The organism is Brevundimonas sp. PWP3-1b1 (assembly GCF_049896065.1).
GTDB classification, from domain to species: domain Bacteria; phylum Pseudomonadota; class Alphaproteobacteria; order Caulobacterales; family Caulobacteraceae; genus Brevundimonas; species Brevundimonas intermedia_B.
In genome coordinates this window covers 1,333,388-1,351,850 of the sequence record NZ_JAFCTO010000001.1, presented here as the reverse complement: position 1 = coordinate 1,351,850, position 18,463 = coordinate 1,333,388, and the positions used below count along the sequence as shown (strand labels likewise).

The following is an 18,463-nucleotide window of genomic DNA, read 5'->3' as shown; positions in this document are numbered from 1 at the left end:
CCCATGAAGAAGACGAAGGCCGCGACGATGGCGGCGACGAAGGGAACGGCGTCGTGGGGCATGGAAAATCTCCTCTGCCCTACCCTCGCGCCGCTGACCCGGCCTCGCCTTGATCCGGATCAAACCTGGAGAATCCGGCAGTCAGGCGTCGGGATCGCCGTCACGGAAGCGCCATTTCATCGCCAGCACGCCCGAGGCCATGAACAGGGCGCATGAGTTGGCGATGGTCACCGGCCAGGCCTGGGTCATGACGCCATAGACGACCCACAGGGCGAAACAGGTCACGGTCAGGGAATAGGTCTTCAGACTGACCGACGAGGCGTCGCGTTCCTTCCAAATCTTGATCGCCTGGGGCGCGAAACTGGTCACGGAACAGACCGCAGCAGCCGAGCCGACGATATTGGCGATCAGGTCGCTCATGCGCATTCCCTGCGGCCGCGACCGCCCGATGTCAGGGCCGGGAGACAGGCGGCGGCCGCCGCGCCTGCGTCGCCTGTTCGAAGGCGTAACCGAGCGAAAGGATGCGCGCGTCATCCCATTTTCCCCCAATAAAGCTGAGGCCTACGGGCATATCCCGATCAAACCCCATCGGCACGGTCAGGTGGGGATAGCCGGCGACGGCGGCGAGACGGCTGGCCGCGCCCTGCATGTCGTCGTCGTCCTTGGGATCATTGGTCCAGGCGCGCGAGGTCGTGGGTGCGATCAGGGCCACCAGATTCTCGCCGCGCATCAGCCGATCGATCCCCTCATCCCCCGCCAGTCGCAGCGAGGTGGCGCGAGCGGCGATATAGTCGGGGTCGTCCAGCCCGCCCAAGGCCTGAGCCTGTTCGAAGATGTCCTGGCCGAAAAGCACGGTCTCGCGCGGTTCGGCGGCGTTGAAGGCGATGACGTCAGCCAGGGTGCGTGCCCTGACCTGGGTCGGGTCGGTCGAGGCCAGATACGCGTTCAGATCGTGCTTCAGCTCATACAGCAGCACCTTGAACTCGGCCTCGCCCAGGGTGCGGCCGTCGGGGCCTTCCGGCAAGTCGACCAGTACGGCGCCGGCGTCGCGCAGGGCCTGGAGGTTCTGTTCGAACACGGCCTGGGTTTCGGGCGAATAGCCCCGGAGGAAGCGCATAACCCCGATCCGCGCGCCGCGCAGCGACCCAGCGTCCAGGGCGGCGACATAGTCGGTCTTGCGAACATCCGCCTCGACCGTGGCGGCGTCGGCAGGGTCCGAACCGGCGATGACGGTCAGCACCCGCGCGGCGTCGCGAACGGTCGCCGCCATCGGGCCTGCGGTGTCCTGGGAATGGCTGATCGGCACGATGTGGGTGCGCGAGACCAAGCCGACCGTGGGCTTGAATCCAACGATCCCGTTAACCGAGGCGGGACAGGTGATCGAGCCGTCGGTCTCAGTGCCGATGGCGGCGGGCGTAAGCCCCAGGGCAACCGCCGCGCCGCTGCCGGAAGAAGAGCCGCACGGGGTGCGGTCGGGGTCATAGGGGTTCAGGGTCTGGCCGCCGACCGCGCTCCAGCCGCTGATCGAGTCCGACGACCGGATGTTGGCCCATTCCGACAGATTGGTCTTGCCGACGATGACCGCGCCCCCGGCCCGCAGCCGGCCGACCAGAGCGGCGTCGCGGCCCGGCGCATTGTTCGCCAAAGCCAGAGACCCGGCGGTCGTGGGCATGTCCGCCGTCTCGATATTGTCCTTCAGCAGGATCGGCATGCCGGACACGGCGGACTCGCCGCTGCTGGTCGGCGAAGAATCGCTCCAGCGCAGGACGGCGTGGGCGCTGTCGTTCAGGCGGCCGGCCGCGACCACCGCCGATGCGGGCGGATAATCCCCCGCCTGACCGCCCGCCCCGGCCGCGCATCCCGCCAGGGACAGCGCGACCGCAGCGGACAGGATCAATCGGCGGCCAGTTCCGCGCGCTTGCCGATCGTGCGGTCCAGGAAGTCGAGATAGGTTCGCCATTGCTGAAGTTGCCTCGGTTCGCCGCGGACGCCGTGTCTTTGGCCGGGATAGAGCATCATCTCGAAGGGCGTGCTCTTGGCCTGAAGGGCGTCGATCACGCGGGTGGCGTTGCCGAAGATGACATTGTCGTCGGCCATGCCGTGCAGGATCAGCAGACGACCGGTCAGGTCGTCCAGGCGCGGCAGGACGTCGGTGGCGGCGTAGCCGTCCGGATTGTCCTGGGGCGTGGACATGTAGCGTTCGGTATAATGGGTGTCGTACAGGCTCCATTCCGTCGGCGCGGCGCCGGCGAGGGCCGAGGCCAGACCGGCCTCGGGCTCGGTCACGGCCAGCAGGCTGAGGAAGCCGCCGAAGCTCCAGCCCATCATGGCGATCCGGTCCGCATCGACATAGGGCAGGGTTTTCAGCCATTTGGCGGCCAGTGTCTGATCCTCGACCGCAGGAATGCCCAGGCGGCGATAGATGCTGGTTTCAAAGGCCTGCGACCGGTCGCCCTCGCCACGGTTGTCGACGCGGAAGACGATATAGCCGGCCTCGGTCAGCAGTTGGTTGGTCAGGGGCTGCCAGCTCTTCTGCACGCCCGCGCCGGTGCCGGGGCCGCCATAAACCTGCATCACCACCGGGTACTTCTTCGACGGATCGAAGTCGGGCGGCGTGGTCATGCGCCAGACCAGGGTTTCGCCGTGGCTCTGGATCGTGCCGAACTCGGGCGTCTGGAGGCGCGAGACATAGGGGGCGAAGGCGTGGTCGGCGTCGAGTTTGTTCTCTTCGATCCAGCGGATCCGCGTGCCGTCGATACGGTACAGGGCCGACTGGGGCGGGGTCTTCGGATCGGAATAGTTGCCGACATAGGCCGTCGCCGGCCCATTGACCGAGACGTTCCACCAACCGCCGGCCGGGGTCACCGCCACGGGATCGACCGTGCGGTTCAGGCTGGCGCGGAACATCTGCTGCTCGATCGGCAGTTCCTTGCCGTCGCGCATCGAGGCGGTGAAATAGACCTCGCCGGTCTGTGCGTTGACGCCGTCGAGATGTTTGACCGGATAGTCGCCCCGCGTGATGGCCCGCAGCTGACGCCCGTTGCGGTCGTACAGATACAGGTGGCGCCAGCCGCTGTCCTCATTCGACCAGAGGAACCGGCCGTCCGGCAGCACATGGAAGTCATTGTTCAGATCGACCCAGGCCTGGGCCTTCTGGCTGAGGATCACGCGCGCGGCGCCGGTGGCCGGATCGACGCTGAGCAGGTCCAGGGTCTTCTGATCGCGCGAGTGCCGCTGGACATACAGGGTCTTGCCGTCGTCAGCCCAATCAACCCGCCCCAGATAGATGTCGGTGTTCGACCCCAGGTCCACCTTGACCCGTGCGCCGGTCTGCTGATCCCTGACATAGAGTTCGACCAGGGCGTTGGGGCGGCCGGCGCGGGGATAGCGCTGCTCGACCATGGTGGCGCCGGCGCCGGTGATCTCGAACCGAGGAACGATGTCCACCGGGCTTTCGTCCACGCGGGTCAGGGCGATGTAGCGTTCATCGGGGCTCCACCAATAGCCGGTGTCGCGGTCCATCTCTTCCTGGGCGATAAACTCGGCCGTGGCCCAGGTGATCAGGCCGGCGCCGTCATCCGTGATCGACGTTTCCTGGCCGGTGGCCAGGTCATAGATCACCAGGTTCTGATCACGGACGTATGAGACGTAATTGCCCTTTGGCGAGACCTTGGCGTCGATCTCGTCGGCGGCGGTTTCGGTCAAGCGGCGGACCTTGCCGTCGCCCCGGCTGGCCAGGAAGATGTCGCCTTCCAGCGGCGCCAGAATGTAGCGGCCCTGTTTGTCCCATGAGTAATCGACCACGCCGCGCGCGCTGATGCGCATCCGCTCACGCCGCGCCTTCTCGGCCTCGGACAGTTCGCCGGCGTCAGGCACCAGGGCGCGGGCGTCGATCAGCTTGTAGGCTTCGCCCTCGCCGGTCGGGGCGGCCCACAGGTCCTGGACGTCCACATTGTCCTCGCGCGAGCGCAGGAAGGCGACCAGTTGCCCGTCCGGCGACAGGCTGACCCCCTTGGCCACCGGCCCGTTCAGACTGGGGCTGGAGAACACCCGTTCCGGCGTCAGGATGTTGGAGGGCGTCTCCTGGGCGAGTGCGGAACCGGCCGAGAGGAGGATGGTCGAAGCAAGAAGAACTGTGCGCATGGTCGGTGACGCTAGCGGCCCTTCTGCAAGCCGTCACGAGGAAAAGTCGCCGTCTGACGAAAGGCTTTTCCTTCCCTGCGAGCGGGTCTCAGATTAGAGAGACCGCACCATGACCGACGCCGCCCTCTCCCCCGCTCCGACCAAGGCTCCTGGCAAAGCCAGCCCCTTCAATGAACTGGAGGTTCTGTGGGTCCGCCACTGGACCGACAGCCTGTTCAGCTTCGGCGTGAAACGGCCCGAGGATTTCCGCTTCCGCTCGGGCGAGTTCGTGATGATCGGCCTGCCGGGTGCAGATGGCGGCAAGCCCGTCCTGCGCGCCTATTCCATCGCCAGCCCCTGCTGGGCCGAGGAGCTGGAGTTCTTCTCCATCAAGGTCGCCGACGGCCCCCTGACCTCGCGCCTGCAAAAGATCGTCGCCGGCGACACCGTCCTGATGGGCAAGAAGCCGACCGGCACCCTGGTTCTCGACGCCCTGACCGGCGGCGAGCGACTGTTCCTGATCGGCACGGGCACCGGCCTGGCGCCCTGGCTGAGCGTGGCGCGCGATCCCGACACCTATGCCCGCTTCGGCCATGTCTATGTGATCCACACGGTCCGCAGCGTCGCCGACCTCGCCTATCGCGACTTCTTCACCCGCGAGATCCACGACGACCCCCTGATCGGCGACGAGGCGAAGGCGCAGCTGACCTATTATCCCACCGTCACGCGCGAAGAATTCGAAACGCCCAGTCTTCTGAAAAAGGGCCGGATCACCGACCGCATCAAGTCCGGCGACTTCTTCCGCGACCTGGGCCTGCCCGAAGGCTTCGACCCCGCCCGCGACCGCGCCATGCTGTGCGGCTCCATGGCCATGATCAAGGAAGTCGGCGAACTGCTGGAGACCTATGGCCTAAAGGAAGGCTCCAACGCCGAACCCGCCGACTACGTGCTGGAACGCGCCTTCGTCGGCTGACGGTCTTGGCTTGCGCGGCGTGACCCGCTAACCCCACCGCCATGCACCACCCTGCTCTTGTCGCCGTCGATCCCCGCGTCGATCCCGCCGAATGCCAGTCGATGGCCGACGTCCGCCAGGGCGTTGACGCCCTCGACCGCGCCCTGGTCGCCCTTCTGGCCGAGCGCCAGCGCTACATGGACGCCGCCGCCCGCATCAAGCCCGACCGCGACGCCGTCTTCGACCAGGCCCGCATCGACGACGTGGTTGCAAAAGTCCTGGTCGCGGCCGAAGCGCACCACCTGTCGCCCGACATCGCCGAACCCGTCTGGCGCCTGCTCATCGACCGCTGCATCGCCCACGAATTTGCGACCTATGACCGGACGCGCAGCTAGGCCGCCAAACGCCAGCCATCCTATTCGCGTAGGAAATTCAGCTTAATTTCAAGATCTTCGGACGCAGCAGCGTCAATCGACCTGCCGCTCGCTCCGCACACCTTATAATGGGCGTCCGGTCTTTGAAATCTCTGCGCGTCTTGCCCGCCGAAATTGCACTTTCTTACACTTTGCACGCGTTTTTGGAGCGCAGTGCAATTTCGGGCGACGGCTCAAGTTGGACTCACTTGGACACTTGGACTGTTTTTCCGAGTCCAACTTCCGCCCCGACGGCCTCATGCCTTGAGACTCCGCAGCATCAAGGCGTGCCGATAGGCTGCGACATCCGCCAGCGCCGCTTGGAGCGCATCCCGGACCCGCTCCAGCGCCGGCGCGGCCAACGTCTGGTCCGCCCCTTCTGCCTCGGCGCAGATCGCGGCCAGATCGCGCGCCCCGATGCCCGCCGCCGCGCCCCGGATCGTGTGGACCCCGTCGCGCCAGCCCTCGGCCTTGGGGTCCAGCATGACGGACCACAGACTGGCCTGGTTGACGAACAGGCCCAGCACCTCCTCGTTGATGGCGTCGTCACCGCCCGTCATGCCGTTCAGCACGGCGAAATCGACCGCGCCCGTCAGATCGCGCAACGCCATCAGGCCGCCGTCTCCTCGCCCTTGGCCAGGCGTGAGTTCTTGGATGACCAACGCAGATAGATCGCTACGCCGACCACGTTCCAGACCAGGAATCCGATCTGCGTCACCGGCTTCAGGCTCAGGAAGAAGACGATGCAGCCGATGACGCTGACCGCGCCCACCAGCGGCCACAACGGCGCCTTGAACACCCGCCGCCGACCCGGCTCGCGGATGCGCAGCACGATCAGGCACACTCCGACCGAGCAAAACGCCGCCAGCGTCCCGGCGTTCGCCAACGACGCCAGTTCGTCCAGAGGCAGCAGGCCCGCCAGGATCGCCACTACCACGGCCGTAAACACCGTCACCACCGCAGGCACGCCCCGGCTCGACACCTTGGCCAGACGACGCGGCAACAGGCCGTCGCGCGCCATGCCCAGGAAGATGCGGCTCTGGCCGAACAGGAAGGCCAGAAGCACAGTCGGCAGGGCGATCACCGCCGCCGCCGCGATCCACTGGGCCGCCGTCCCCTGCCCCATCTCACGCAGAATCAGCGCCAGGGGCTCTGGGCTGCTGGCGAAGCTCGCCACCGGACGCGCGCCGATGGCGGCGGCCGCCACGACCAAGTACAGCGCTGTGCAGATCAGCATGGACCCGACGATGCCGATGGCCAGGTCGCGCTCGGGCTTCTTGGTCTCCTCCGCCGCCGTCGAGATGGCGTCGAACCCATAGAAGGCGAAGAAGATGATGGCCGCCGCCGCCATCACCCCCGTCTGGACGAAGGGCGCGCCGAAGCCGTTGGGCATGAAGGGCGTGAAATGCTCCGGCTTGAACGCCGGCAGGGCGATGGCCACGAACACCACCAGCGCCGCGATCTTGATCAGCACCAGCACGGCGTTCAGCGTCGCGCTCTCCTTGGTGCCCAGCAGCAGCAGCCCCGTCACCACCCCGATAATGGCCACCGCCGGCAGGTTGATGATCCCGCCCGCATGCGGCCCGGCCACCAGCGCCAGGGGCAGGTCGATCCCCAGCCCGCTCAGAAAACCGACGGCGTAGCCCGACCAGCCCACCGCCACGGCGCTGACCACCAGCGAATATTCCAGGATCAGGCTCCACCCCACGACCCAAGCGATCATTTCGCCCAGCACGGCATAGGAATAGGTATAGGCGCTGCCCGCGGTCGGCATCATCGTCGACAGTTCGGCATAGGCCAGGGCCGCGCAGGCGCAGACCAGTCCCGCCAGGCCGAAGCTGATCAGCACCGCCGGACCCGCCAGCCCCGCCCCAACGCCGATCAGCGTCAGTATGCCGGTGCCGACGATGGCGCCCACGCCCAGGGCCAGCAGATGCGGCCAGCTCAGCGTCGGCTTCAGCCGCGGCCCGTCGTGCGGCGCCATCATGACATCGATTGATCGACGCCGGTTCCAGAAGGCCATGAAGCTCGCTCCCCGCCGCTCGCCGCGGCTGATTCCACGGGGGACCATACCCCGTCGCAGAAAGTTTGCGAAAGCGCTTGCCAACCCCCGAACCGCTGGGTAGTAGGAGCGCCCTTCGGCAAGGCCTCTCGCCCCCGAAGACGCAGACGATCGGTCGGGTGATTAGCTCAGTTGGTAGAGCAGCTGACTCTTAATCAGCGGGTCGTAGGTTCGAACCCTACATCACCCACCATCGTCTTTCCTTCCAACAATCCGGTTCCAACGCCTTAGCTCTTGCTATTGGCCGTGCTGACGTTAGGAACCCGGCTCCCCTGCCTGGAGCCCGGCCATGACGGCGACGACACCGATGACCATCGGCATCGACTTCGGCACGACCAATACGGTCGTCGCCCTGACCGATGCGGACGGCGTCGCGCGATTGGTGACCTTCGACGCGGTCGAGGGCCAGACCACCACCTTCCGCTCGGCGCTCAGCTTCCAGATCCATCAGGGCATGGACGGTCAGCCGCCCGAGCGCGTCGTCGAGGCCGGTCCCTGGGCCATCGCCGCCTATGTCGAGGACCCGCTGGAGACCCGCTTCATCCAGTCGTTCAAGACCTTCGCCGCCAGCGCCGCCTTCACCGAGACCCGTATCGACAACCGTCGCTATGCGTTTGAGGATCTGCTGGCCGCCTTCCTGCTGCGCCTGCGCCACCATGCGGGCGACGAACTGGCGAACACCCCGCCCGCCGTCATCGTCGGCCGCCCCGTCACCTTCGCGGGCGGTAATCCCGATGAGACCCTGGCCCTGTCGCGCTATCAGACGGCGTTCGAGCGGCTGGGCTTCACCGACATCCGCTATGCGCACGAGCCGGTGGGCGCGGCCTTCTATTTCGCGCGCACGCTGAAGCAGGACGCCACGGTTCTGGTCGCCGACTTCGGCGGCGGCACCAGCGACTTCTCCATCATCCGGTTCGAGCGGACGGATGACGGCCTGCGTTCGACGCCTCTGGCGCGTTCCGGCGTGGGTGTGGCGGGCGACGCCTTCGACTATCGGATCATCGACCAGCTGGTTTCGCCCGAACTGGGCAAGGGCGGCCTCTACAGCTCGGTCGGCAAGCAACTGCCGATCCCCCAACGGTATTATTCCGCCTTCGCGCGCTGGGACCAGTTGGCCCTGCTGCGCGCGTCGCGGGACATGCGCGACATCCGATCCCTGGCCCGCACCGCGCTGGAGCCGGAGAAGATTGAACGCCTGATCGAGGTGTTGGACGACAACCACGGCCATGACCTCTACCGCGCCGTCTCCACGCTGAAGATGGCCCTGTCGGCCGACGAGACCGCCACCTTCCTGTTCCAGGCCGGCGGCGTCCATATCGAAAAGCCGGTCGCCCGCGCGGATTTCGAACACTGGATCGCGCCGGAACTGGCCGCCATCGAAGGCGCCGTGGACGAGGCCATGGCCCGCAGCGGCCTGGGCCCCGACGCCATCGACCGGGTCTTCCTGACCGGCGGCACCTCCTTCGTGCCGGCCGTGCGCGCCATCTTCCAGAGCCGTTTCGGCTCCGAGCGGATCGAGACCGGCGGCGAGTTCGAATCCATCGCCGCCGGGCTGGCCCTGATCGGCCGCGAGCTGGATCTGGATTTGTGGAGCGAGAAGGCAGCCTAGAACCGAACCTAGAACCCTTGGGCCCGCGCCACCCGTTCGGCGTGGAAACCGGCGTCGCCCAGCAGTTCGTTCAGCACCCGCACCCGCTTCATGAACAGACCCACGTCGTATTCGTCGGTCATGCCGACGCCGCCGTGCATCTGGACTGCCTCCTGTACCGCCAGCTCCGCGACGCGGCCCGCCTTGGCCTTGGCGATGGAGGCCGCCAGAGACGCCCCCTCGCGCCCCTCATCGATGGCGATCTGGGCGCCGATCGTCGCCGCCCGCGCCAGCTCCAGCTCGGAGAAGAGGTGCGCGGCCCGGTGCTGCAGCGCCTGGAACTCGCCGATCAGCTTGCCGAACTGTTTGCGGGTCCGCAGGTAGTCCAGCGTCGTCTTGAACGCCTGATCGCCCGCGCCCGTCAGGCTGGAGGCCGCACAGGCCCGCCCCAGGCTCAGCGCGCCGTCCAGCAACGCCTCCCCGCCCCCGACCGCGCCGATCACCGCGTCCGCATCGACCGCCACGTCGCTCAGCGTGATCCGCGCGGCGTTGTGCGCATCCACCATCATGGTGCGCTCGATCTCGACGCCCGCCGTCGCCGGATCGACCAGGAACAGCGTCGTCCCCTCATCCGCCGTGGCGACCACGATCAGGGCGTCCGCCACATGGCCGTCCAGCACGAAGGCCTTTGCCCCGTTCAGCTTGAAGCCGTTGCCCGCCCGCTCGGCCCGCGTGGCGATCCGCGACGGCGCATGTTTGGCGCCCTCGTCCACCGCCAGGGCCAGGATGGCCTCGCCCGCCGCGATCCTGGGCAGCCACGTCTGCTGCGCCTGCGACCCGTCCTCGATCAGCACCTTGGCCGACAGGATCGACGACCCCAGATAGGGCGACGGCGTCAGGGTGCGCCCCAGACTCTCGGCGATCACGCCCGCCTCGACGGCGCCCAGCCCCATGCCGCCCATAGCCTCGGGAATGATGACGCCGGCGAAACCCATCTCGCCGAACGCCCGCCACAGGTCGCGCGACACGCCGTCGGCGCCGCGTCCGTCCCGCAGCTTGCGCATATGCGCGATCGGCGCGTGTTCGTTCAGGAAGCCGTCGGCGGCGTCCTGCAACATCGTCTGTTCTTCGGTCAGGATCAGCGGCATTTTGGTCCCAGGGCTGTGTGGCGGAAGAACCCATCCACCACTTCGTGGTCCCCCTCCCCACTGACGTGGGGAGGAGACGGTCTCCTCCCTGTCGCGAAGCGATGGGGAGGTGGCGCGGCGCATCTTGCGCCGTGACGGAGGGGCTCTAGGCGCCCGGCAGTTGCAACAGGTGTTTGGCGATGATGTTCAGTTGAACCTCGCTGGTGCCGCCCTCGATGGAGTTGGCCTTGGTCCGCAGCCAGTCACGGGCCGTCTTGCCGTCATGCGACCGTTCGCCTTCCCATTCCAACGCATCGGCCCCGCCGGCCGCCATCAGCAGTTCGTGCCGCCGCTTGTTCAGCTCCGACCCATAGTATTTCAGCATGGAGGCGATGGCCGGGTGCGCCTGTTTGGCCTTCACCTGATCCCCGACCCGCTCCATCGCCAGGCGGAAGGCGGCGGCGTCGATTTCCAGATCCGCGATCCGGGCGCGCAGCATCGGCTCATCCAGCCGTCCGGCCTCGTCCGCGCCGATGGCGTCCAGCGCCACCTGCCCCACGGGCCGCCCGCCGCCGACCTCGCCCATGGCGCCGATCATCGTCCGCTCATGCGCCAACAGATATTTTGCCACATCCCAGCCCCGGTTCAGCGTCCCGACCAGGTTCTCCTTTTCCACCCGCACATCGTCGAAGAAGGTCTCGCAGAAGGGCGACTTGCCGCTGATCAGGGTGATGGGCCGCGTCGTCACGCCCGGGGTCTTCATATCGAACAGCACGAAACTGATGCCCAGATGTTTGGGCGCCTCGGGGTCCGTCCGCACCAGGCAGAATATCCAGTCGGCCTTGTCCGCATAGGAGGTCCAGATTTTCTGGCCGTTGACGATCCAGTGGTCGCCCTTGTCTTCGGCTTTCGTCTGGATCGCGGCCAGGTCCGACCCTGCGCCCGGTTCGGAATAGCCCTGACACCAGCGGATCTCGCCGCGCACGATCTCGGGCAGGAAACGCTTCTTCTGTTCTTCGGTCCCGAAGGCCAGCAGCGCCGGGCCCAGCATCCAGACGCCGAAACTGGCCAGGGCCGGTTGCGCCTTGATGCGCCGCAGTTCGGAGGCCAGCACCTTGGCCTCCTCGCGGCTCAGCCCCCCGCCGCCGTATTCCGCCGGCCACTCCGGCGCGGTCCAGCCGCGCGCGCCCATCCGCTCCAGCCACAGCCTGTGCGCCGGCGTCTTGAACGTGGCGTCGCGCCCGCCCCAGATCATCTCGTCGTCGGCCATCGGCCCGCGACATTCGGCCGGGCAGTTCGCCTCCAGCCAGGCGCGCGTCTCGGCGCGGAATCGCTCCAGATCGGTCATCCATCGTCTCCCATGGCGTGCGTCGCTGACCGGCCGGAGCCCATGCGACACATCGTTGGAAGAGAGCTTATCCGCGAAATCGCCACCTTAGGAAGCGAAACCTGAATGCCGATCACTTAGCTGACGTAACGTCAGATCAGCCCGTGACCCTTGGGCAGTTCGGCGTATCGGTGGACCCGCGTCGCCATCACCAGGCCGAACCCGATCATCACCGTCAGCATCACGGTGCCGCCATAGGACAGCAGCGGCATCGGCACGCCCACCACGGGCGCCAGCCCCATCACCATCGCCCCGTTGATCAGCACATATAGCGCGAACGTCGCCGTCACCCCCGACGCCGCCAATCGCCCGAAGTGACTATGCGACAGTGAGGCGATCCTCAGCGAGATCAGGATGATGGCCGCATAACTGGCCAGCAGGGTGAAGGTGCCGATAAAGCCGAACTCCTCGGCGAAGGCGGCGAAGATGAAGTCGGTCTGGCGCTCGGGCAGGAACTCCAGCTGGCTCTGGCTGCCCAGGCCGAACCCGCGCCCCAGCGGTCCGCCCGAGCCCATGGCGATCTTGGACTGCACGATCTGATAGCCCTTGTCCGACATGTCGGCTTCGGGGTTCAGGAAGGTCAGGACCCGGTGGCGCTGATAGTCGTGCATGCCGAACATGACATAGGGCGGGACCAGCACGACTGCAGCGAGGATCAGCGGCAGGATGATCCGCCAGCTCAGTCCGGCGACGAACATCATCGCCGCCCCCGTCATGCCGATCAGCATGGCCGATCCCAGGTCCGGCTGGTGCGCGACCAGCAGGAACGGCAGGCCGATGATTCCGACCGGGAAGATCAGCTTCCAGTGGAAACTCGCCTCCTTGGCCGAGGCGCCGTGATACCAGCGCGCCAGGGCCAGCACGACGCCGATTTTCATGATCTCCGACGGCTGGATGCGGGTGAAGCCCAAGTCCAGCCAGCGCGTCGCCCCCAGGGCGTGATAGCCCAGCGGCGTCTCGACCAGCGCCAGCAGAAACAGCGCCATGCCATAGATGGGATAGGCCAGGGCGAACCAGTAGCGGATGTTGATCATCGACAGCATCAACATCAGCGCCAGACACATGCCGAACCGGATCAGATGCTTCGCCGCCCACGGCGACCATGACCCGCCCGCAACCGAATAGAGCATCAGGGCGCCGGTGCCGGACACGACACAAAGAAGCGCCGTCAGCCGCCAGTCGATCTGGCCGATCTTGGTCGAGACGCGTTCGCGCTCGCCGGGACGTGATAGGGCCGATGCGGTCAACGGCGCGGCTCGGACAGATAGGGGCGCGGGCCGCTGGTCGTCGTGGGCGCAGGTCGGGGCGCTTGAGGCGTCGCGACCACATCCGGCTCAGGCGCGGCGCCGACCACGCCGTCCTCGACGATGGCGGCGCCGGTCGGCTCGGGCGGCAGCGGCCGTTCGATCCGAGCGCGCATGTCGGGGTCCTTGAGCAGAACGGTCCGCATCACTTCGCGTGCGCGCGGCGCGCCTGCGGTCGCTCCGCCCTTGCCGCCGTGTTCGACGATGATGGCGACGGCGTATCTCGGCGCATCGACTGGCGCGAAGGCGACGAACAGGTTGTGGTCCTTCAGCGCCCAGATCTCGCTCTTGCGTGAGCCGGTGCCATAGTTGCGGACCTGGGCCGTGCCGGTCTTGCCCGCCATCTGAATGTCGCCCAGGCCCAGCTGGCTCTGACGATAGGCCGTGCCGGAGCGGTCGTTGGCCACGGCGATCATGCCTTGACGCACATATTCGACGTGAGCGGGCTGGAACGGCAGATCGGGCGCCTCTGCCCCGCTGGGCTGTTCGACCCCGCCGATCGATTTGATCAGACGCGGCTGCAGCTGCTTCTTGCCGTTCGCCAGGCGCGAGGTCATGACCGCCAGCTGCAGGGCGTTGACGGTGATGGCCCCCTGCCCGATGGCGACCGACGTCGTCTCGCCCGGATGCCAGACCGGATCACGCGGGAAGGTCCGCGCCTTCCATTCCGTGGACGGCAACAGGCCCTTGCGCTGGTTCCCCACGCCGATGTCGAACTCATGTTCAAAGCCCAGCGCCAGGCCGGCCTTGCGGATATTGTCGACGCCCGCGCGGTTGCACATGGCGTAGAAATAGACGTCGCAGGAGTTCTTGATCGCGTCGTGCATGTTCTGGGTGCCGTGCCGGCCCCAGCAGCGCTGCGTCCGGTTGCCGGTGCGATACGAACCCGAGCAGAACACCGTCAGGTTCGGATCGACGCCCGCCTCCAGCAGGGCCAGCGCCGTCGTCGGCTTGAAGGTCGATCCCGGCGGGAAGGTGCCGTTCAGCGTCTTGTCGAGCAATGGCTTGCGCTCATAGTCCGCCAGCGCGCGATAGGTCTTTGTCGGCACCCCGCCGACGAACAGGTTGGGATCGAACGACGGCGCAGACATCATGCACAGGATATCGCCGTTGCGTACATCCATGACCACGCAGGCCCCGGACTCGTCGCCGAACACCTCCAGCGCCCGGTTCTGCACGTCGGCGTCCAGCGTCAGGACGACCTCCTTGCCCGGCACGGCGGGCCGCGAGCCGCCGATGTCCTCGGCGACCACGCGTCCGCGCGCATCGACCTCGACCCGGTTGCCTCCCGGTTCGCCGCGCAACGACAGATCCAGCGCCTTTTCGACGCCTTGCCGGCCGATGCGGAAGCTCGGGTTGAACAACAGAGCCGGCGGCTGCTCGCCCTTGTCGCGGATCGCCTTGACGTCCCTGTCCGACACCTTGGCCACATAGCCGATGACGTGGGCGAACGATCCGCCGAACGGATAGTAACGCGCCTCGTTCATGTCGACCATCACGCCCGGCAGTTCGTTGGCGTACTGATTGACCTTGGCGAACTCTTCCCAGGTCAGGTCGCTCTTGACCGGCACGGGATTGAACTTGGACGCCGCATTGACGTCGCGGATGATGGCGCGCCGGCGCTCCAGCGTATCGGGCAGCAACCGCCCCAGCAGGTCCAGCGTCTGATCCAGATCCTTGGTCTCGTCGCGCACGACCAGCACCCTGAAGCTGGGGCGGTTGCCGGCGATGACCACGCCGTTGCGGTCCTTGATCAGGCCGCGCGGCGGCGGGACCATGCGGAAGTTGAACTGGTTCTGCGACGACAGGGTCGCATACTCCTGGGCCTGCACGACCTGAAGCTGACCCAGCCGCCCGATCAGGGCCGTGATGCCCAGCGCCGAGACCCCGCCCAGCACGAAGGTGCGCCGCAGGAACGACCCCTGACGCTCGTTCACGTCCGCAAAGAAGATGGAGGGTTCGCCGCTCATCTGAACCGAATATCCCCGTCGTCGAACCGCTCCAACATCCAGTTGGCGATCGGAAACAGCAGCAGCGTCGGCACGACCTGACCTATCAGCGGCAGCAGAGCCGGCGCATTCGCCGCCCGCATCGTCACCACAAGATAGGCCAACAAAAAGGCGCCCAGGGTGCAGGCGGCATAGGCGCCGAACCGAATAAGTCCCTCATGGCCCGCCAGCAGGTTACGCGACAACAGCACGGTCCCATAGACCGCCATCAGGCACAGCGCCCAAAGACCGAGAGGCGCATTCCAGAACAGGTCGAGGAAAAGCCCGACCAGAAACAGAACCGCCGGCGCCGTCATCGATGGACGAATCAGCGGCCAGGCGAAGGCCAGGATCATCGGGATCACCGGCTCGGGCAGATGCAGGCCGAACATCTGGATCGGCGTCCCCAAGACGACGGTGGCGGCGAGGACGACCAGGGCCGGATAGACGATCCACTGCAGAGGCCCGACGACGCGGACCGCGACCGGCCGTCTCACGCCGCGCCCCCCGGAGCATCCGTCGGGGCCGTCGGAGTCGCGACTGGCGCAGGCGGCGGCGTCGCAACGGCGGGTCTCGGAGCCGGCCGTGCGGCGTTTGGCGTCGTCGAAGGCCCGGCCGTAGGCGTGACCGGGGCAATCGCAGCGGCGCGAGCGCGCTCCGCCTGGGCCTGCTGCGCCGTCTGACGGCGTGCGGCGGCGTCGCGAATCGCCCCGGCCTCGGCGGCGTTCGGCTCAGGCGCCGTGGCCAGCCCCGCCAGAGGCGGCGCATTCAGGGCGTCCGGGCTGACCAGTTGGCCGAAGGTCTGGAACAGCAGCACACGGACATAGTCCACCGCGCCGTGATCGCTGAACAGTTTGACGCGCCAGGCGCCATCGACGCCCTTGGCCGCCACCCCGACCGGCAGACCGCGCGGCAGACCGCCGCCGTCGCCCGAACTCAGGATCCGGTCGCCCGCCTGGATCGAACCGGCGCCGCGAATGAACTCCAGCCGGGGACTGTCGCCGCCGTCGCCGGTCAGCATGGCGCGCGCATCGGTCCGCTCGATCATGACCGGGGTGCGTGAGGCCACGTCGGTCAGCAGGACCACGCGACTGACGCCGCTGGTGACACCGGATATGCGACCGACCAGGCCGTGTTCGGTGACGACCGGATTGCCGATGCGCACGCCCTTGGCCGAGCCGACGTCGATCAGCTTGGCGCGATTGAACGGTCCACGCGCGTCCGAGATCGCCCGCCCCGTCGCCATGGCGACCGCCGGCTCGGTGCGCAGCCCAAGCAAGGCTTCGTACCGACCATTGATGTTCTTCTGTGCGATTGCTTCATCGCGCCAGCCGCGCAGTTCGGCGATCTCGGCCTTCAGGCGGCGGTTCTCGCCGATCGCAAAGAAATAGCCGCCGACATAGTCTCTGGCCGCGCCGGCCCAACGCACCGGCGCGGCGAACACGCCGCCCACCGGCCCCGCCGCCGCTTCGAATCCGCCGCGCGCGGCGCCCATGCTGGATCCGCCCTCGGGCGTCGTCCGATCGCCCAGCAACAGGACGACCGCCCCGATGATGGCCACGACAACGACTACCGCAGCGGTCCACGCCAGCGGCACCTTGATGTTTTCAAAAGGGCCGTCGCGAAACGCCACGGGCGACCTTCCACTCAAAGGGTTGGAATCGGCAGGACGCCCCCTGCCGCTATGCCTGCCTATCGCAGGATCAAGGCCGGAATGGAACCGTGATCACGCAGGCCTGACAGGGATTCGCGGCCAAGCTCTCACTTGGCCGCAACGATGAGGATCAGAGCGCGGAGTCGAGGATGCCCTTCATCCAGCGCGGGTGTTCCAGAACGCGGCCACAACCGATGGCGACGCACGACAGCGGATCGTCAGCGACCGAGACCGGCAGTCCGGTGTGGTCGCGAATTTCGACATCCAGGCCGCGCAACAGAGCCCCGCCGCCCGTCAGCATGATGCCCTTGTCGGCGATGTCTGCGGCCAGTTCCGGAGGCGTGGCTTCCAGCGCGACCTTCACGGCCTCGATGATCTGCGTGACCGGCTCGGCCAAAGCTTCGGCGGCCTGGCGTTCCGAGATACGGACTTCGCGCGGCACGCCCTGCATCAGGTCGCGACCCTTGACCTCGATCGACAGGCCTTCGCCGTCGGCCGGGATGCGGGCGGTGCCGATGTCCTTCTTGATGCGTTCGGCGGTCGTTTCGCCGATCAGAAGGTTATGGTTGCGACGCATGTAGCTGATGATGCTGTCGTCCATCTTGTCGCCGCCGACGCGGACCGAACGCGAATAGACGATGCCGGACAGAGACAGGACGGCGACTTCCGTCGTGCCGCCGCCGATGTCGACGACCATCGAACCGGTCGGCTCGTGGATCGGCAGGCCGGCGCCGATCGCGGCGGCCATCGGCTCGTCGATCAGACCCACGCGGCGGGCCGAGGCGTTCAGGCAGCTGTCGTTGATCGCGCGGCGCTCGACCGCCGTGGCGCCGGACGGCACGCAGACGATGATCTTCGGGTTCACGAAGCCCTTGCGGTTATGAACCTTGCGGATGAAGTGCTTGATCATCTCTTCGGCGACTTCGAAGTCGGCGATGACGCCGTCGCGCATGGGGCGGATCGCCTCCATGTGGCCCGGGGTGCGGCCCAGCATCTGCTTGGCCTCTATGCCCACGGCGTGCACGACCTTGCGGCCGCCGACATTTCTCAGCGCCACGACCGACGGCTCGTTCAGGACGATGCCCTTGCCCTTCATGTAAATCAGGGTGTTGGCGGTGCCCAGGTCCATCGCGATGTCATTCGAGATCGCGCCGAAAAGGGAAAAACTCATGGGAATCGATACCGTTGTTAGCTGGCAGGGCGTCTGGTTATCTCAGTCGACCTGGCGACGCCCCAACTGCCCTGACATCCCCACGCCGGGCAGTTCCTGATCGTATTCGCCACGCCTACTAGCGGCGGGTGTGCCTGTATGAAACCGGGATTACAAGCCCTGATGACGGTCTCGTCATATGGGGTTCGCATCTGATGTGGATGCAGGGCTCAGACCGAACCGGAGTCCTCGTCCCGCAATGCCGCCGATCGCGCGTCCGCCGCCTCCATCGCCGGATAAAGGGTATCGTCCTCGCGCTCGACCCGGTGCGCCAGAGCGCCGATCAGCCCCTTGGTCGCCACAGCGAACCGGCCTCGATCCGACAGGATGCGGGCCTGCGACCACTCGCCGAAATAATGCGCCCAGGCGCCGCTGATCGCGCCCATGTCATCGACATAATGCTCCGCCAGCTGACGAACCGACGCGTCATCCGCCTTCATCAGCACGGGGTAGAGTTCACCGTCCTCGATTGCGAGGTGTTCGATCAAGGCCGCATTCAATGCGGTCATAAGCTCTCGCGCCCGCAAAACGTCTTCCGGCGTCTTCAGGGCCTCGGCCAAGCCGCCAAGCGCGCTGGCTAGGCGAATTATCAAGCGGTGCTGCGCCTTGAGTATCTTGATGTTCATCTCGATACCTCCCAACCGGCATCATGCAAC

The 18,463-nt window shown here is 66.8% G+C and carries 16 protein-coding genes and 1 tRNA gene; 4 read left to right on the top strand and 13 right to left on the bottom strand.

Going from position 1 to position 18,463, the window contains the following annotated elements; translation table 11 throughout:
* Window positions 1-141: 141 nt before the first annotated feature.
* From ACP69V_RS06585 to ACP69V_RS06575, 3 genes are read right to left on the bottom strand one after another with little or no spacing between them, the layout of a single operon-like run.
* Entirely contained in the window at window positions 142-420 is a 279-nt protein-coding gene (locus ACP69V_RS06585) for a SemiSWEET family sugar transporter (RefSeq protein WP_426023169.1), read from the bottom strand.
* A 31-nt stretch (window positions 421-451) separates the two neighbouring features.
* Complete coding sequence (locus ACP69V_RS06580; protein WP_426023168.1) at window positions 452-1,960, bottom strand: amidase; 1,509 nt, start codon at window positions 1,958-1,960, stop codon at window positions 452-454.
* Complete coding sequence (locus ACP69V_RS06575; RefSeq protein ID WP_426023167.1) at window positions 1,894-4,143, bottom strand: DPP IV N-terminal domain-containing protein; 2,250 nt, start codon at window positions 4,141-4,143, stop codon at window positions 1,894-1,896. Before ACP69V_RS06575 ends, ACP69V_RS06580 begins: the two co-directional genes overlap by 67 nt.
* Window positions 4,144-4,252: 109 nt before the next feature.
* Here ACP69V_RS06575 and ACP69V_RS06570 point away from each other — a divergent pair, with 109 nt between their 5' ends.
* Both ACP69V_RS06570 and ACP69V_RS06565 read left to right on the top strand, forming a co-directional pair.
* Window positions 4,253-5,095 (top strand): ferredoxin--NADP reductase, encoded by an 843-nt coding sequence (locus ACP69V_RS06570; RefSeq protein ID WP_426023166.1) that lies wholly within the window; start codon window positions 4,253-4,255, stop codon window positions 5,093-5,095.
* A 41-nt stretch (window positions 5,096-5,136) separates the two neighbouring features.
* Entirely contained in the window at window positions 5,137-5,469 is a 333-nt protein-coding gene (locus ACP69V_RS06565; RefSeq protein ID WP_426023165.1) for a chorismate mutase, read from the top strand.
* A gap of 275 nt (window positions 5,470-5,744) precedes the next feature.
* Here the strand turns inward: ACP69V_RS06565 and ACP69V_RS06560 are convergent, their stop codons facing one another.
* Window positions 5,745-6,098: an Hpt domain-containing protein gene (locus ACP69V_RS06560; RefSeq protein WP_426023164.1), complete on the bottom strand. Its 354-nt coding sequence runs from the start codon at window positions 6,096-6,098 to the stop codon at window positions 5,745-5,747.
* Complete coding sequence (locus ACP69V_RS06555) at window positions 6,098-7,510, bottom strand: amino acid permease (RefSeq protein ID WP_426023163.1); 1,413 nt, start codon at window positions 7,508-7,510, stop codon at window positions 6,098-6,100. The genes ACP69V_RS06560 and ACP69V_RS06555 overlap by 1 nt, the downstream gene beginning before the upstream one ends.
* A 156-nt stretch (window positions 7,511-7,666) precedes the next feature.
* Here ACP69V_RS06555 and ACP69V_RS06550 point away from each other — a divergent pair.
* Window positions 7,667-7,742, top strand: a tRNA-Lys gene (locus ACP69V_RS06550).
* A 96-nt stretch (window positions 7,743-7,838) separates the two neighbouring features.
* Window positions 7,839-9,158, top strand: a complete 1,320-nt coding sequence (locus ACP69V_RS06545) for an Hsp70 family protein (RefSeq protein ID WP_426023162.1) — start codon at window positions 7,839-7,841, stop codon at window positions 9,156-9,158.
* An 8-nt stretch (window positions 9,159-9,166) separates the two neighbouring features.
* Here ACP69V_RS06545 and ACP69V_RS06540 read toward each other — a convergent pair whose 3' ends face one another.
* From ACP69V_RS06540 to ACP69V_RS06505, 8 genes are all read right to left on the bottom strand, one after another.
* On the bottom strand, window positions 9,167-10,285 hold the full coding sequence (locus tag ACP69V_RS06540) for an acyl-CoA dehydrogenase family protein (RefSeq protein ID WP_426023161.1): 1,119 nt from the start codon (window positions 10,283-10,285) through the stop codon (window positions 9,167-9,169).
* Between the two features lie 145 nt (window positions 10,286-10,430).
* Window positions 10,431-11,612, bottom strand: coding sequence for an acyl-CoA dehydrogenase family protein (locus tag ACP69V_RS06535; RefSeq protein ID WP_426023160.1), 1,182 nt, complete (start codon window positions 11,610-11,612; stop codon window positions 10,431-10,433).
* A gap of 131 nt (window positions 11,613-11,743) precedes the next feature.
* A complete protein-coding gene (gene rodA, locus ACP69V_RS06530; protein WP_346495348.1) occupies window positions 11,744-12,898 on the bottom strand; it encodes a rod shape-determining protein RodA in 1,155 nt (384 codons plus the stop codon).
* Window positions 12,895-14,925: a penicillin-binding protein 2 gene (gene mrdA / locus ACP69V_RS06525; RefSeq protein WP_426023159.1), complete on the bottom strand. Its 2,031-nt coding sequence runs from the start codon at window positions 14,923-14,925 to the stop codon at window positions 12,895-12,897. The genes rodA and mrdA overlap by 4 nt, the downstream gene beginning before the upstream one ends.
* A complete protein-coding gene (locus ACP69V_RS06520) occupies window positions 14,922-15,440 on the bottom strand; it encodes a hypothetical protein (RefSeq protein ID WP_426023158.1) in 519 nt (172 codons plus the stop codon). The genes mrdA and ACP69V_RS06520 overlap by 4 nt, the downstream gene beginning before the upstream one ends.
* Window positions 15,437-16,576 (bottom strand): rod shape-determining protein MreC, encoded by a 1,140-nt coding sequence (gene mreC, locus ACP69V_RS06515; protein ID WP_426023157.1) that lies wholly within the window; start codon window positions 16,574-16,576, stop codon window positions 15,437-15,439. Before mreC ends, ACP69V_RS06520 begins: the two co-directional genes overlap by 4 nt.
* A gap of 151 nt (window positions 16,577-16,727) precedes the next feature.
* The gene (locus tag ACP69V_RS06510) at window positions 16,728-17,768 is read right to left on the bottom strand and encodes a rod shape-determining protein (RefSeq protein ID WP_112861881.1); all 1,041 of its coding nucleotides are present in this window, start codon (window positions 17,766-17,768) and stop codon (window positions 16,728-16,730) included.
* Window positions 17,769-17,977: 209 nt separating this feature from the next.
* Window positions 17,978-18,433 (bottom strand): hemerythrin domain-containing protein, encoded by a 456-nt coding sequence (locus ACP69V_RS06505; RefSeq protein WP_426023156.1) that lies wholly within the window; start codon window positions 18,431-18,433, stop codon window positions 17,978-17,980.
* Window positions 18,434-18,463 lie beyond the last annotated feature (30 nt).